Source organism: Novipirellula herctigrandis, assembly GCA_007859835.1.
GTDB classification, from domain to species: domain Bacteria; phylum Planctomycetota; class Planctomycetia; order Pirellulales; family Pirellulaceae; genus Novipirellula_A; species Novipirellula_A herctigrandis.
In genome coordinates this window covers 2922056-2936909 of sequence record SJPJ01000001.1, presented here as the reverse complement: position 1 = coordinate 2936909, position 14854 = coordinate 2922056, and the positions used below count along the sequence as shown (strand labels likewise).

Below are 14854 nucleotides of genomic sequence, written 5' to 3'. Positions count from 1 at the left end.
CAAAAATATTGACGGGTTCATTCGCAAAGGTTATTCAACAGCAGTTTGACTAGGCCGCTTTGCGAGTGAAGTCCGTCGATTTGGTTAGTGGGATTTCGAGTGCCGCTTGCTCAGCGATTTGCTGAGCCATACGACCGTTAATGTTGTGTCCGCCGCGGAAGGAAGAAATGTTTCCGACCAATTCGACATCGGCGAGTGCTAAATCCCCAATCAGGTCAAGCAATTTGTGCCGGGCACATTCCTGAGGAAAGCGGTAATGGTTTTCGATTGGTCCGTTGTCATTGATGATCAACAAGTCCTGGTTGGTGACGTGGGATGCGATCCCCTGACTGCGAAGGATTTGCGCCTGCTCTTCGGTAATGAATGTCCGAGCGGGGGCAATTTCGCGAATGAATCGATGAGGACTTAGCTGGCACGAATAGCATTGTTCCTGGATGGGAGTGGCATCATCGAAACTCAATCGGTATTCGTAAGTGGCCGGTCCCCCCGTAGACGGAGTCGCTTCGATCCAACTGGTGTCGCACGAAACGTAGATTCGTTCGCGAATAACCAACCGACGCTTCGGTTGCGATTGGATGATTAGTCCGGCGTGACGAAGTGCTTCGACGAACGCCATGCTGCTACCGTCGAGCCCAGGCAATTCTTCGGCATCGATTTCGACAATGCAATTGTCGATTTCCATCCCGACAAACGCGGCCATCAAATGTTCAATCATCTCAAACCGAGCTTCGCCGGATTGTAAGATCGTCCGCAAGTTGGCATCGTGACGATTGGCGACGGTCGCTTGGCAACGAGGTATTGATGCCAAATCGGTCCGTACAAGACAAATGCCGGTGCCAACGGGCGCCGGATTCATTACCACACGCACGTCCTGTCCGCTCCAGTAGCCACGGCCACGGACTTCACAAGAGACAGCGATAGTGTGTTCGTTGCGTGAAGGGGTCACGCTCGGTCTCCCTTCCGAATAAAACCGTTACATCCTTGTAACAGCCCAGTTGTTTTAAAAACGTCAGGCCATCGGAGCCCGACATGTCATTTGATCTTATCGGTCAGCCGATCACGGCTGACCTGTTATTCAATCTCGCGAGACGCGAATTATCGATTTAGAGCTGGCGAGCCATTGCCAGTTGCAATGTTGTCCTTGCCCATCGATTGATCGAGGTACTGCATCACACCTTTGGTCATGTCGAGTGCTTCGTCATGGTAGACGATGTTCTTCATGACGCCCCGGATGACCGATTCGCCCTTTTCAAGATCCATGTTTTCGCTGTTGTAACGAAGGACCATGTTGATCTTGTAGTGTTGGGCCAAAAATTTGACTCCGGACGCGATGCGTTGGTAGTTGTCGAAGTAAATCCGTGCTTCGGCGTCGGCAAGTTCTTTTCGTTTGCGAGCAATTTCGAGACGTAACCGCGATTCCATCGCAGCGACTTGCTCTTCTTGTGCAGTGTATTCAGGCGAACCAACCTTGAAGGCTTTGAGCTTCTCAGCGGCTTGCTTTAGCTCTTCTCGCTTGACTTGAATTTGTGCGTCGAAGCTCTTTAGATCGCTTTCGACAGAGGCCACTTGGGATTTGATCCCGGCATGGTTCTTGAAGATGTAGGCAACATCCACGACTGCGACGCGATGTCCCGCCGAGGACGCAGCTTCCTGAGCCGAAGCCTCTGTCATTCCGAGTCCGAAGATCCCGAAATTGGAACCTACGGTTGTCATGCTCATGATGGCAACTAACGTAGCCGTTTTGCAGATAAATCGCACGTCCGCTCTCCTTGCGTTGTGGGTGCGCTGTTGTTCTCTCGACGCTCGTGCAAATTGCTCGTTTTATGAGGCTTCCATCGCCACCATCGAGACACTCACGTCGATTTTCCCCAAAAATCCTTTGAGGAACTGAATCGCCTCGGATTGTGTCACCACTTCCTTCGGGCGTAAAGACTAATTTGCCAATTCTTGAACACAGCACACATTTTTTTGGGAAGTTCTTATTAAGTTGTCTCGCGACGGATTCGGCTGGTCATTGTTGGAGTGAAAGCCATCAAAAAATGGTTAACCGTCCGGACGAGCTTCTAACCGTACCGTGATGTGCAAGGATTGGTTTTCGCGAGTGATTTGGATTGTCAAAGAATCGCCCGGTGATTGGCGACGCAGGAAATCGATCACTTCCGTTTTGGTTCGAACCGGTTGTTCGCCGAATTGTTCCAAACGGTCACCCGCTTTTAACCCTGCCTTTTCAGCTGGCCCTCCAGCGGTGACACCCGAAAGCACCATTTGATCGCTTAGATCATTGAGCTTCACTCCCAAAAATGCCGTCAGTTGGCGGCGAATGGGGACGTTGTTCTCTGTTTCGGTGTAAATCGGTCGCTGCGGATTGGTGGCCACTTGAAAGGCGACATCACAAACCATATCGGTTATCCGGGTTAAGCCGCCGTAATCGATTTTGTTAAAATCATCACTTGGCCGGTGGTAGTCGTTATGAAGCCCCGTAAAAAAGAACAAAACCGGGATTCCTGCTTCATAAAACGATTGATGATCGCTCGGCCCATACCCCGTGTCGACTTTGTTCAGATCAAATCGATAGCGAGTGTTGAGTGTGTCGACGATGTCGCTGAGCCCCTTTCCGCTGCCCGTTCCATAAATTGTCAATTCGTTGTCTCGCAACCGTCCGACCATGTCCAAATTGATCATCGTGACAGTCGAAGCGAGCGGGAATCGAGGATGGCGAACGTAGTACTTGCTTCCAAACAGCCCTCGCTCTTCTCCCGTAAATGCAATCAAAACAACGCGGCGATGTGACGCCATCTTTTCCATCCGGCGTGAAAGCAATTCAGCCATCGCCATCATCGTCACGGTACCGCTGGCGTTGTCGTCTGCTCCATTGTGAATCGCTACGGTTCCTGGTGCCAATGACCCATAGCCACCCATGCCAACGTGGTCATAGTGGGCTCCGATTACCACGGTTTGTTCGGCCAGTGGTCCGCGGCCAGGCAATTCACCGATGACGTTTGCCGTTTTCGCATTCGCTGGTTCAATCGCCACGCTCAAATCGAGCGAGACATTTTCAAGTGCCACGCTTTGAGGCCGATGGGTTTCATCGATGCTGTTTTCAATTTCGACAAGAGAGCGACGGATCGAACGAGTTAGCAGCAAATCGATTGTATCGCGAGCAATCGATACTACGGGAATCGATGTTTCCTGTGCTTCCATGCCTGTTTTCACGGTAAAGCGACTGCCACCTGCTTCTGTGACAGCCAAAACGCCCCGTTTGCTCTGTTCCCATTCTTTTTGTAGTCCCTCGCGAATGGACGCCGTTTCTTCAATGCGTTTTCGAAGTTGTGCACGAATGTTGATCGCCTCGGCGGGCAACGAAGCGAGTTGTTTGAGCATCGCTTCGCGTCGAACACGCTCTCGTTGTAATTGATCTTCGGCCATCGTCAAACTCGCAGCGATGCTCGTCGGATCGTTCACCATCAACACCGCCGCAGCGCCGTGCCGAATTGCATTTTCCACTTTCGATTGAAAGAAAGCGTGCTGAGTCGTGTCTCTTCCATCAAAGGGACTATCGGGATCGTTTATCCCCGGTTCTTTCCGCAGTACGATGACTGCCTTTCCGGCCGCATCGATGTGAGCGTAATCGTCGTATCCAAATTTCGGGGCCGTGATACCGTAGCCGGCAAAGACGATTTCTCCATCCACTTTCCCTGTCAGCGACCCAATCGCCAACGGGTTCATCCCGGCCGACAAATTCTCGGTGACATCAAATGTTGGTGTGTTTTTAGATGGGGCGGAAAAAGAGGCCAAACGCAAACGTACGTAATTGTTCACCTGTTTTCCCGCACGGGCGCCGACGGGGATTTCGAGTTCTTGAAACGGTTTGCCAGCAAACAACTCGGTCCGTAAACCCGCATCGCGAAAACGCTCGGCGATGTAGTCCGCCGCCATATGGATCGTGTCGTCCTCGACACCACGGCCCCGAAGCTCCTCGCACGCTAAATACTCAAGGTCAGCCCGTTGTTGGATCTGCCACTGGATTCTTGGGGGAATGGTTAGCGGTCGTTCGGCTTGAATAACCGAAAAACAGCCAATTCCCCCTATAAGAACGATCAATAGCGTCATGCCAATTCGCATTGCTTCACTCCTTCGACGTTACAAGTCCCATTTTCCACCGTGTACAATCCAACAGAGTACTCGGCAGATAATATCACCAAATCGCTTGTAAAGCGAGGAAGTGAAATCCCACGCTCCATTACATCTTGGCGAACGATTGTGGGGCGTTCCCCAATCGATTCGCCTCCTCCCTTCTATCCTCTTTGATGATGCCGCATCCTCACCGACTTTATGACAGTTTGCTTAGTCGCCGAGATTACTTGACCCGTTGTGGTTTGGGACTTGGTAGCCTTGGATTGTCATCACTTCTCGCTTCCGATGGATTCGCATCGGGCGCTTCCGTTGTTTCGGCACGATCGACACTTGCTCCCAAAATGGCACCTTTTGCGGGCAAAGCGGAGCACGTCATACACATCTTTGCAAACGGTGGGCCTTCGCAAGTCGACACATTCGATCCGAAGCCGATCCTCAACAAAATGCATGGCAAAACTTTGCCGCTTGAACTTCGCACGGAGCGAAAAACGGGCGCCGCTTTTGGGTCCCCATTCCAGTTCAAAAAATATGGCGAAAGTGGGATCGAAGTGAGCGAGTTGTTTTCGCATGTTGCCGAAAGTATCGACGATATCGCTGTGATCCGTTCAATGCATGCCGACGTTCCTAACCACGAACCGTCGTTGATGCTAATGAACTGCGGCGATGCACGGTTGCCTCGTCCTTGTCTCGGTTCGTGGACGACATACGGGCTTGGTACTGAAAACCAAAACCTACCCGGTTTCGTTGCGATGTGCCCCGGCGGTTATCCGATCCAAGAATCACAGAATTGGCAAAGTGCGTTCTTGCCCGGCATTTACCAAGGAACCTATATCGATTCTCAGCACACTTCGATCGAGAAATTGATTGAACACATTCGCAACCAACGGACAACAACCGATCAGCAACGCGAACAACTTGATCTCATGCAGAAACTCAATCGCGCACATGCCGACGATCGCCGTTGCGATGGTGATCTCGAAGCACGAATCGAATCGTTTGAATTGGCCTATCGAATGCAAATGGATGCATCTGATGCGTTCGATATCGAAAAAGAACCTCAGCACATTCGGACGATGTACGGTGAAGGCGTCCAAGCTCGGCAAATGTTGATTGCTCGTCGATTGGTCGAGCGGGGTGTTCGCTTTGTTCAACTGTGGCACGGGGCCGGACAACCGTGGGACCAACATGACGACCTCGAAGCGGGGCATCGGCGGTTGGCACGCGAATGTGATCAGCCGATCGGTGCATTGCTAAAAGATTTGAAACAGCGCGGACTCCTTGAAAAGACGCTCGTTATTTGGGGAGGCGAATTTGGACGAACGCCGGTGGTTGAACTGCCAACGCCTGGAGCCAATCAAGGGAAAATCAACGGGCGTGATCACAACCACTATGGATTCAGTATGTGGATGGCGGGGGGCGGTGTCAAAGGAGGCCAAGCCTACGGGGCCACCGATGAATTCGGATTCCAAGCCGCCGAAAACCCGGTTCATGTCCACGATTTGCACGCGACAATTTTGCGTTTATTGGGCTTCGACCACGAACGATTGACATTTCGCTATGCCGGTCGTGATTTTCGTTTGACGGATGTTCATGGCAAAGTGATTAAGGAGTTGATCGCATGAAAACGATTCTTACTTTGGTCGTACTGTTTGCCCTTTCGTCCGCCGTCGCCGTCGCAGAACCGTCCGTCACCGATATCGATTTTTTTGAAAACTCGATTCGGCCGGTGTTGGTCGACGCGTGTTACCAATGTCACAGTGCCGAGCACGATACTAGCGAAGGGGGGCTCCGACTCGATTCGGCAAATGGATTGTTGGTCGGTGGTGATAGCGGACCTGCGATTGTACCGGGCAATCCCGACTCGAGCCTGTTAATCCGCGCAATCGCTTCGGTCGACGGAACGCTACAAATGCCGCCGGATGGCGACCGCTTGGACGCATCGACGATCGAGCAGTTCAGGGAATGGATTCGCCGAGGTGCCGCCGACCCACGAAACGATGCGAAGTTGCCGCCTGCGAAAGACATGCAAGCGGCCGCAAACCATTGGGCTTTTCAACCACTCGACCCTGCACCATTGATTCCCTATTCGGATTCCGCGATCGCGATCAAACCGATTGACCATTTCGTTGCCGTCGCACAAAAGTCGCTCGGCGTAACACCCAATCCATTTGCTGACCGTCGGACGTTGCTTCGTCGTGTTTCCTATGACTTAATCGGGTTGCCGCCGACTTACCAAGAGATGGTTGATTTTGAAAACGATGAATCGCCCGATGCATATGAAAAAATTGTCGAACGATTGTTGGCTTCGACAGCCTACGGCCAACGCTGGGGCCGATTGTGGCTCGATGTGGCTCGCTATGCGGATACAAAAGGCTACTTGCCGGGTGGCGCCAATTTGCGGTTCCCGTTTTCGTACACCTACCGTGACTATGTGATCGATGCTTTCAACAACGATAAACCCTATCGCGAATTTCTGATCGAACAAATCGCTGCTGATAAACTTGGACCGGGTGATGATGCACGTCTCGCCGCACTCGGGTACTTGACGCTCGGTCGCCGGTTCTTAAACAACCAAGACCATATTATTGATGATCGTATTGATGTCGTGACGCGTGGCATGCTTGGGTTGACCGTCGCGTGTGCTCGCTGTCACGACCATAAATTCGATCCAATACCCACCGCCGACTACTATTCGCTACATGGCATTTTTGCCTCTTCGCGTGAACCGGACGAATCGCCGCTGCTTGGTGCAACACCGGCTACGCCTTCGTATCGCGAGTTCCTTGAGGCACAGAAAAAAGTTGCAGAAAAAATCGCTTCGAAACAGCAATCGCTGGTGCGAGAATTTATCAAAACTGAGCGAGACCGACATCAGGAATATCGCCAAGCGGCGGTGGACTACGTGGCACTTGATCCCTCCCCCAAGCTCGATCCGTTTGCTGGTGAGCGGAAACTAAATCCTCAGTGGCTAACCCGTTGGATTGCTTGGCTCGCCACAGACCAAGTCCAATCGGGTGACAGTTCGATTCCCGACGATCCGTCGGACGAGGAAGTCGCAAATTGGATTCGCCGCGACATTAACGAAAAAAGTGCTGGTCTGAAGCGAGAGGCGGAATCGCTTCACTGGACACACCCCGGGGCGCCTCGCCGTGCGATGGCATTGGTCGATATCGATCATCCTCGTGATTCGCGAATTCTGCGCCGCGGAAAGCGTGGCAACGAAGGGGATGTCGTACCGCGACGATTTCTTGCTGCTTTATCGCCTGTGTCCACGCCACGCACACCGTTTACGAACGGAAGTGGTCGATTGGAACTCGCTCACGCGATCGCCGATCAGCCGTTGGCAGCACGAGTGTTAGTCAATCGCGTTTGGGGTTGGCACTTTGGTTCACCCATGGTCGATACGCCAAGCGATTTTGGAGTGCGGACCGAGTCGCCACGGCTCGTTGATGCGCTGAACTATCTAGCCGGTTCATTTGTTCGTAGTGGAGGGTCGGTCAAGCATTTGCATCGCGAGATTGTTCTGTCAGCGACCTATCGCCAAACTAGCGACGTTTCAGATGAGGCGACTATGGTCGATCCCGAGAACACCACGTATGGCCACTTCAATCGCCAGCGTTTAGGGTTTGAAGCGATGCGAGATTCAATGTTGTTTTTTGCCGGAGTGCTTGACACAAGCCTTGGTGGATTGCCGGTGGAATTGACAACGTCACCATCGTCAAATCGCCGAACGGTATACGGTTACATTGATCGCAGTAATTTGCCCGGGATGTTCCGTACCTTTGATTTCCCCAATCCCGATGCGACCAGCCCAAAGCGATTTCAAACGACCGTCCCCCAGCAGGCGTTGTTCATGATGAATAGCCCGTTTGTGATCGAACAGGCCGATCAGATTGCCGTTCGATGCATTGAATCGTCACCCGAAGAAACGGTCGTGGAAATGTATAAAACCATTTTTCAGCGATTGCCTAGCGAAAGTGAGAAACAAATGGGAGTCACGTTCTTGCTAGGCGATCATCCCGAAGGGAAATCACTGTATGCTCAAACGCTGATGCTTACCAACGAGGCGATGTTTGTAGATTAACTTGGGGCTGTTTCCATCTGCACTGCAAAGAATTCGCCGCGCACGATGCTTTGGCGAACCCAACGGCGGCAATGGTACGATCAACTGTAAAAGCACAGGTACGCAGTTGCTTGCTTAACCTTCAATTGAAATTTTTGGTTTGCCGCAACACGGAATTCGCTCCCGGTTTTGAATGATTGGAAGTCTGGTTCGCCGGGCAGTTTGACGATCAATTCACCTGAAACGACTTTCACTAGCTCGTTTTCACTTGTCCCAAATTCGTATTCACCAACGGCCATCACTCCCGATGTCACACGGCCTTCGCTGTTTTCGAAGCCAATCGATTTGACGTTACCGTCGAAGTATTCGTTTACTTTCATGGTCATGGTTGATTCTCGCTGTTATGGGTGGATTCTTCTTGTTCCATTTTTGCTCGCAACTCTTTGCACGCTTCGGACGGCGTTCCACAGAGCGAGCAACTCGTGGTTCCATCCGGGTTTTGTTTGCCACCGATCCCGCCACAGGATCCGCTGATCGACCGGCCCCCCAACATGACTCCGATTGCCATGGCCACCAAAATGACGCCAAAGCCAACCACGGTGACGATCAACGTGGGTAACAATCGCTGAAGCCAAGATTGAACTTCGGCCGTTTCCTGGTATCGAGGATTGCTGTTGATGATCTCGTTATCCGTTGCGTAGCTCGCAAACGCTCCCGTCCCCTCTCGTTTGATACCCTCGGGCGTGCGGCGGATGATGAAGACGTGAAGGTTCTGTTTATTTGCTGCTTTGAGTCCCGCTTCGCTGCCCAGGACGTTGATCGCGGTCGCCCACGCATCGGCCATCATGCAAGTGTCGGCCACCACGGACACCGACGCCAAATCGTGCTCGATCGGGCGTCCGGTACGCGGGTCGATCGTATGGGAGTAGCGTTTGCCGTCGACTTCAAAGAAAATCCGATAATCCCCCGATGTCGCCATTGCGGAATCGACAAGCGGATGTGCCACGGCAACAGGGGATTGGTTTGTCGCGTCTTCCGCGGCAACGGGATTCTCGATTCCTACCTTCCACGGTTTGCCGGCTTTGCTTCCGGTCGTGCGAACTTCGCCGCCGATTTCGACAAAGACATTCTTCGCCCCGAGTTCGGTAAGTCGCTTGACGACCCGGTCAACGCCGTGGCCTTTGGCGATCGACGACAAATCGACTTTCAATGTCGGGGTGCTTTTCTTAAGCGCGGGCGGATCTACACGGGCCGACAAATTTTCGTAACCGACCGACTCACGCAAAGTGGCAATCGCTTCGTCACTTGGAACTACGTTGGTCTTTGGATCGGGGCCGAAACTCCAAGCGTTGACTAGCGGGCCGACTGTTACATCGAATGCCCCGTCGGTCGCTTTGGAGACTTTGATCGCAGCCAAGACGACTTGGGCGGTTTCGGGGCTGACGGGAAACCAGTCCGTTGAACCAGAGGCATTGAACAGGCTTAATTCGGACGACTTTAAGTAAGTCGACATTTGGTCGTTGACGGATCGCAATTCCGCATCGATTGCGGTTGCAACGTCGACATCGAACGACGGGGGATCGAAGACTTTGACCATGTAGGTCGTCCCCATCGTCTGACCGCGAAGCTCTTGGATGGTTCCTTTGTCAGTCGGCGCGTCCGCATGGGACAACGTGGCGACTAGGCACAGCCAAGCGAAACAGAAACGGAAGGGCGTCATTCGAAGGGACATGTGATTTACAGTAGGCCGGTCGGGCCAACCGAAGCTGCTGATGTAGTCGCAAATTGGCATCTTGCCGCTAAACATCAGGCTGCAGTTGAACCTGCGGCAGGGATGTATGCTGGAACGGTTTTTGCCAATATTCCCGATGATCGTGGACGCAACGGATCGACGATGCTTAACCGCCGAAGTCGTCGTAGGCAATGTTTTCCGGTTCGACACCAAGGTCGTCGAGCATCTTGAAGACGGCTTGGTTCATCATGGGCGGGCCACAAATGTAGTATTCGATATCCTCAGGCGCCGGGTGAGTGCTGAGGTAGTTTTCCAGAAGCACTTGGTGGATAAAGCCTTGGTAGCCAGTCCAGTTGTCTTCGGGCAATGGCTCGGACAATGCGATGTTGAACTTAAAATTTGGGAACTCTTCTTCGATTTTTCGGAAGTGGTCCACGTAGAACAATTCGCGAGACGATCGACCGCCGTACCAGTAGGAAACTTTGCGATTGGTTTTTTGGCGTTTGAACAGTTCAAAGATGTGACTTCGCAGCGGAGCCATCCCTGCACCACCACCGATGTAGACCATTTCGGCCTCGGTGTCTTTGATAAAGAATTCACCGTACGGACCGCTGATGGTTGCCTTGTCGCCTGGTTTGAGGCTGAAGATCCAGCTACTCATTTTGCCAGGTGGGGTTCCTTCGGGAGCACGGGGCGGTGGGGATGCGACGCGGATGTTGAGCATGATAATGCCCTTTTCACCCGGATAGTTAGCCATCGAGTAAGCTCGGACTACGGGCTCGTCGACTTTCGACACGTAACGCCAAACGTCGAACTTGTCCCAATCTTCGCGGAACCGGTCTTCGATAACGAAGTCTTTGTAGTGGACGGTGTGCGGTGGGCATTCAATTTGGATGTATCCACCAGCACGGAAATCGACTTCGGCTCCTTCGGGTAATTCGAGAACGAACTCTTTGATGAAGGTCGCGACGTTGTTGTTGCTACGAACGGTGCATTCCCATTTCTGGGTGTCGAACGCTTCCGGTGGTACATCGACCACCATGTCTTGTTTGACTGCCACTTGGCAACTGAGTCGTTCTCCTTCGGCTGCCTCTTTTTTGCTGATGTGGCCTTTTTCGGTAGCCAGAATCTCACCGCCACCCGATTCGACTTTTACCTTGCACTGGGCACACGTACCGCCGCCACCGCAGGCACTCGAAACGAAGACGCCGGCCTCGGCGAGGGCGCCAAGCAGTTTCCCGCCGGCGGGAACTTCGACTTCTTTTTGATGGTTGATCATGATCTTGACCGGCCCCGACGCGACTAGCCAGCTTTTCGCTAATAGGATGATCAAAACCAATGCGATCACGACAATCGTGAACATTGCGACGCCAAGTAAGACGGTGTTCATCAGTGTAAACTCGTCAAAAAATTCAAAGGGTTGTATTTTCCACGTTTGAGTCCCGGCAACTCAGTAGTGCTTTGCCGCCGGAACTAACGAAGTTCTATAATTGGATACCGCTAAACGACATGAAGGCTAACGCCATCAAGCCAACGGTGATAAAGGTAATGCCGAGCCCACGGAGCGGAGGAGGGACATCGCTGTACTTCAATTTTTCACGAATCCCGGCCAGTGCAGCAATTGCAAACGCCCATCCGATTCCGCTGCCGAGTCCGTAGAAACAGGCTTCTACAAAGTCGTATTTGCGTTGTTCCATGAACAGCGAACCACCAAGAATGGCACAGTTCACGGTGATCAATGGCAAGAAAATCCCTAACGCGTTGTAGAGCGGAGGGAAGAACTTATCGAGCGTCATTTCGAGAATCTGGACCATCGCCGCGATCACGCCGATGTAGCTTATGAAGCTAAGGAAGGTTAGATCCAACGAGGAGAAATCAATCGTTGATGGGTCGATGAAGCCGTTGGCCCAAACCAGGGCTCCCTTCTTCAATAACAACGAATAGATCAATTGGTTGGCAGGGACGGTAATCGATTGAATCACAATCACAGCGACACCGAGGCCCAACGCGGTTTTGACATTCTTGCTAATCGCCAAGAACGTACACATACCGAGAAAGAACGACAGCGCGAGGTTCTCGATGAAGATCGATTTGATCAGAATGCTGAGGTAATGTTCTAACATTGGATTAAGCCTCTTCGATTTGTTCAGGCTTGAACGCGCGAATCGCCCAGATCATGAAACCAATCAGGAAGAACGCACTTGGGGGAAGTAACATCAGGTTGTTTGGGTTGTACCAACCACCGTTTCGCGTCAGCGGCAGAAGCTCAATTCCGAACAACGATCCGCTGCCAAATAACTCGCGAAAGAATGCGACTGTTAACAGGACAAAGCCGTAGCCGAGTCCATTGCCGATTCCGTCAATAAAGCTAATGCCAGGCGTGTTCTTCATCGCGAATCCTTCGGCGCGTCCCATCACGATGCAGTTCGTAATGATCAAACCGACGAAGACCGATAGTTGCTTGCTGATATCGAAAAAGTAGGCTTTGAGCAGTTGGTCGACCACAATTACCAGCGAAGCGATCACGACCATTTGAACAATGATTCGAATGCTGCTTGGGATGTAATGCCGAATCGCGCTGACTGCCAGATTACTGAACGCAGTAACAAACACAACCGCGACAGCCATCACGACCGACGTTTCCATTTTGGTCGTGACCGCAAGAGCACTGCAAATCCCAAGGATTTGAAGGGCAATCGGATTGTTATCGACAACCGGTCCGAATAGGACGTCTTTCACTTTGGAAGATGCCATCGCTATTTGTCCTCTTCGTTGGAGTCGTTATTCGTGGAATCATTATTCGGAGAATCGTTATCGGGCGCTGCCGCCGCGATTTGGTCTTTGAGCTTGTCAAGGAAAGAACCGTACCCGTCATCACTAGCCCAGTACCGAATCAAGTTTGTCACTCCGCGGCAAGTGATCGTTGCCCCCGAGAGTCCATCAACCGCGTAAGGGTCGCCGGGAGGAGCAGGGCCTTTAAAAACCATCGCTGCCGGTTCGCCTTGTTCGTTGAAAAGTTTTTGGCCTACCCATTGGGCTTTCCAGGATGGATTATCGACTTCACCACCAAGCCCAGGCGTTTCGCCATGCTCGTAAAAGGTCAAGCCTTCGATCGTTTCCAAATCGCTCTTCAAAGCGAGGTATCCATAAAGCGTCGACCACAGGCCTTTGCCATAAATCGGCAAGACCACTTGTTGAATGCGGTCGTCCCCAGGTTTTTTGACAAAGAAAACTCGAGCGACTTTTTCGCGTCGTTGTTCGCCCAAGTCAAATTCAGGGTTTTCGATCGCGATACTCATGTCGAGCTTGTCGACCGCCTCGCGAGGATCGTATTCCTTTTTGTCCAGATCGGTATTGTATTGGCCGGTTTCCAAGTCGACCAACTCTTCGCTCACTCGCGAGTAAAGCTCGTCAATTTGTTTGCGGGTCAACTTGCCAGCGGAAATTCCGAATTCGCCCATCGCCAACCCCGATGCATCGAGGATGTTGCGTTGGCGGTCAAGTCGCTTGTTCTCTTCTTGTCGTGGACGCAGCGCAACCGCAGCGGAGCTGACCGCTAGCGAGCAAACCACGCACAAAACCGTTGCCACGGCAATCGTATAGAAAACTGAATCACGTTGTTGCATAGCGTGCGAGCCTCCGTCGGACGTTAAAGTAAACCACAAAGTAATCGATCAACGGAGCAAACACGTTGCCAAACAAAATTGCCAACATGATTCCTTCGGGGAACGCGGGATTGACCGCTCGGATCAAGATCGTCATGAAACCGATCAGCCCGCCGTAGATCCATTTACCTTTCTCGGTCATCGCAGCACTGACAGGATCGGTTGCCATGAAGACCAAACCGAACGCCAAACCACCGATGACCATATGCCAATAAAAAGGAACGCCCATCATCGGGTTGGTACCCTGATTGAAACCGTTCAGTAGTAGCGACGTCACCAAGGCACCTCCGACAACGCCGGACATCACTTTCCACGAACCAACGCCTGCGGCGATCAGAATCGCCGCACCGACGAAGCATAACAGCGTGCTTGTTTCACCAATACAACCTTGGATCGTTCCAAGGAAGGCACTCATCCAAGAGATCGCTCCGGTTTCGCCCCATGCGTAGGAGACCGAACCGAGTGAGGCGATGGCTGGATTGGCGATGGTTTCGCTCGGAGCGGCGTTTGCCATTTGGCCGAGCGCCGTCGCACCGCTGAATCCATCGGCTGCGGTCCATACCTTGTCGCCACTGATTTCACCCGAGTAGGCAAAGTACAGGAACGCTCGTGACGCTAATGCAACATTCAGGAAGTTTCGGCCGGTACCGCCGAAGACCTCCTTTGCCACAATGACACCAAAGGCGATCCCCAATGCGACTTGCCATAGAGGGATCGTTGGCGGTAGCGTTAAAGGAAACAGCAATCCGGTGACCAAGAAGCCTTCGTTAATTTCATGGCCACGAAGCACACTAAAGACCATCTCAATATGGCCACCGACAAACATACAGACGATGTATATCGGTAGGAAGTGAATCGCCCCGAGCACAAAATTGTCCAGGAAATTGCTGGGGTTGTGGCCGAAACCGATCGCTTCGTGGATCCAGTGGTGCCAATCACCGCTCGAATCCATTCCCACGGCAGCCATTTCTTGGATTGCATAGTTAGCTTGGTAGCCAATATTCCACATTCCAAAGAGCGTCACGGGGATCAAAGCAACCACCACTGTGGTCATCATGCGTTTCAAGTCGATTGCATCACGCACGTGCGTTGAACCGGTGGCGACTTCGCCAGGGGTATACAAGAACGTGTCAAGAGCTTCGTAGACGGGATACGCTTTTTCAAGCAAGGCACCCTTTTCGAAAAAAGGATGCACTTTGTCGAGAGCGTCGCGTAGTGCTTTCATGTTGATTTTCCCAAAATCGGGAGTGATGAATATTT

12 protein-coding genes are annotated in these 14854 nt (G+C 52.2%); 2 read left to right on the top strand and 10 right to left on the bottom strand.

The features are described from left to right. Positions 1 to 49: 49 nt before the first annotated feature. From lpxC to CA13_RS10795, 3 genes are all read right to left on the bottom strand, one after another. Complete coding sequence (gene lpxC / locus CA13_RS10805) at positions 50 to 946, bottom strand: UDP-3-O-acyl-N-acetylglucosamine deacetylase (RefSeq protein WP_146396266.1); 897 nt, start codon at positions 944 to 946, stop codon at positions 50 to 52. 149 nt (positions 947 to 1095) lie between these two features. After that, positions 1096 to 1719: an OmpH family outer membrane protein gene (locus CA13_RS10800; RefSeq protein ID WP_146396262.1), complete on the bottom strand. Its 624-nt coding sequence runs from the start codon at positions 1717 to 1719 to the stop codon at positions 1096 to 1098. 324 nt (positions 1720 to 2043) lie between these two features. Beyond that, positions 2044 to 4122: a M28 family peptidase gene (locus CA13_RS10795; RefSeq protein ID WP_146396260.1), complete on the bottom strand. Its 2079-nt coding sequence runs from the start codon at positions 4120 to 4122 to the stop codon at positions 2044 to 2046. Positions 4123 to 4307: 185 nt separating this feature from the next. On the opposite strand from CA13_RS10795, the gene CA13_RS10790 reads away from it, so the two are divergent. Then, positions 4308 to 5756, top strand: a complete 1449-nt coding sequence (locus tag CA13_RS10790; RefSeq protein ID WP_146396258.1) for a DUF1501 domain-containing protein — start codon at positions 4308 to 4310, stop codon at positions 5754 to 5756. Beyond that, positions 5753 to 8218 carry a PSD1 and planctomycete cytochrome C domain-containing protein gene (locus CA13_RS10785; protein WP_146396255.1) on the top strand — a complete coding sequence of 822 codons (2466 nt, stop codon included), beginning with the start codon at positions 5753 to 5755 and terminating at the stop codon, positions 8216 to 8218. Before CA13_RS10790 ends, CA13_RS10785 begins: the two co-directional genes overlap by 4 nt. A gap of 80 nt (positions 8219 to 8298) precedes the next feature. Here CA13_RS10785 and ppnP read toward each other — a convergent pair whose 3' ends face one another. From ppnP to CA13_RS10750, 7 genes are all read right to left on the bottom strand, one after another. Further along, the gene (gene ppnP / locus CA13_RS10780) at positions 8299 to 8583 is read right to left on the bottom strand and encodes a pyrimidine/purine nucleoside phosphorylase (RefSeq protein WP_473087455.1); all 285 of its coding nucleotides are present in this window, start codon (positions 8581 to 8583) and stop codon (positions 8299 to 8301) included. Further along, on the bottom strand, positions 8580 to 9929 hold the full coding sequence (locus CA13_RS10775) for an FAD:protein FMN transferase (RefSeq protein ID WP_419194180.1): 1350 nt from the start codon (positions 9927 to 9929) through the stop codon (positions 8580 to 8582). The genes ppnP and CA13_RS10775 overlap by 4 nt, the downstream gene beginning before the upstream one ends. A 166-nt stretch (positions 9930 to 10095) precedes the next feature. Next, entirely contained in the window at positions 10096 to 11319 is a 1224-nt protein-coding gene (gene nqrF, locus CA13_RS10770) for an NADH:ubiquinone reductase (Na(+)-transporting) subunit F (RefSeq protein ID WP_146396253.1), read from the bottom strand. Between the two features lie 94 nt (positions 11320 to 11413). Next, complete coding sequence (gene nqrE, locus CA13_RS10765; protein WP_146396250.1) at positions 11414 to 12052, bottom strand: NADH:ubiquinone reductase (Na(+)-transporting) subunit E; 639 nt, start codon at positions 12050 to 12052, stop codon at positions 11414 to 11416. A 4-nt stretch (positions 12053 to 12056) separates the two neighbouring features. Then, on the bottom strand, positions 12057 to 12683 hold the full coding sequence (locus tag CA13_RS10760; RefSeq protein ID WP_146396247.1) for an NADH:ubiquinone reductase (Na(+)-transporting) subunit D: 627 nt from the start codon (positions 12681 to 12683) through the stop codon (positions 12057 to 12059). Positions 12684 to 12685: 2 nt separating this feature from the next. Further along, positions 12686 to 13555: a Na(+)-translocating NADH-quinone reductase subunit C gene (locus CA13_RS10755; protein WP_146396244.1), complete on the bottom strand. Its 870-nt coding sequence runs from the start codon at positions 13553 to 13555 to the stop codon at positions 12686 to 12688. Continuing rightward, positions 13542 to 14819, bottom strand: coding sequence for an NADH:ubiquinone reductase (Na(+)-transporting) subunit B (locus tag CA13_RS10750; RefSeq protein WP_146396242.1), 1278 nt, complete (start codon positions 14817 to 14819; stop codon positions 13542 to 13544). Before CA13_RS10750 ends, CA13_RS10755 begins: the two co-directional genes overlap by 14 nt. Positions 14820 to 14854: the final 35 nt, after the last annotated feature.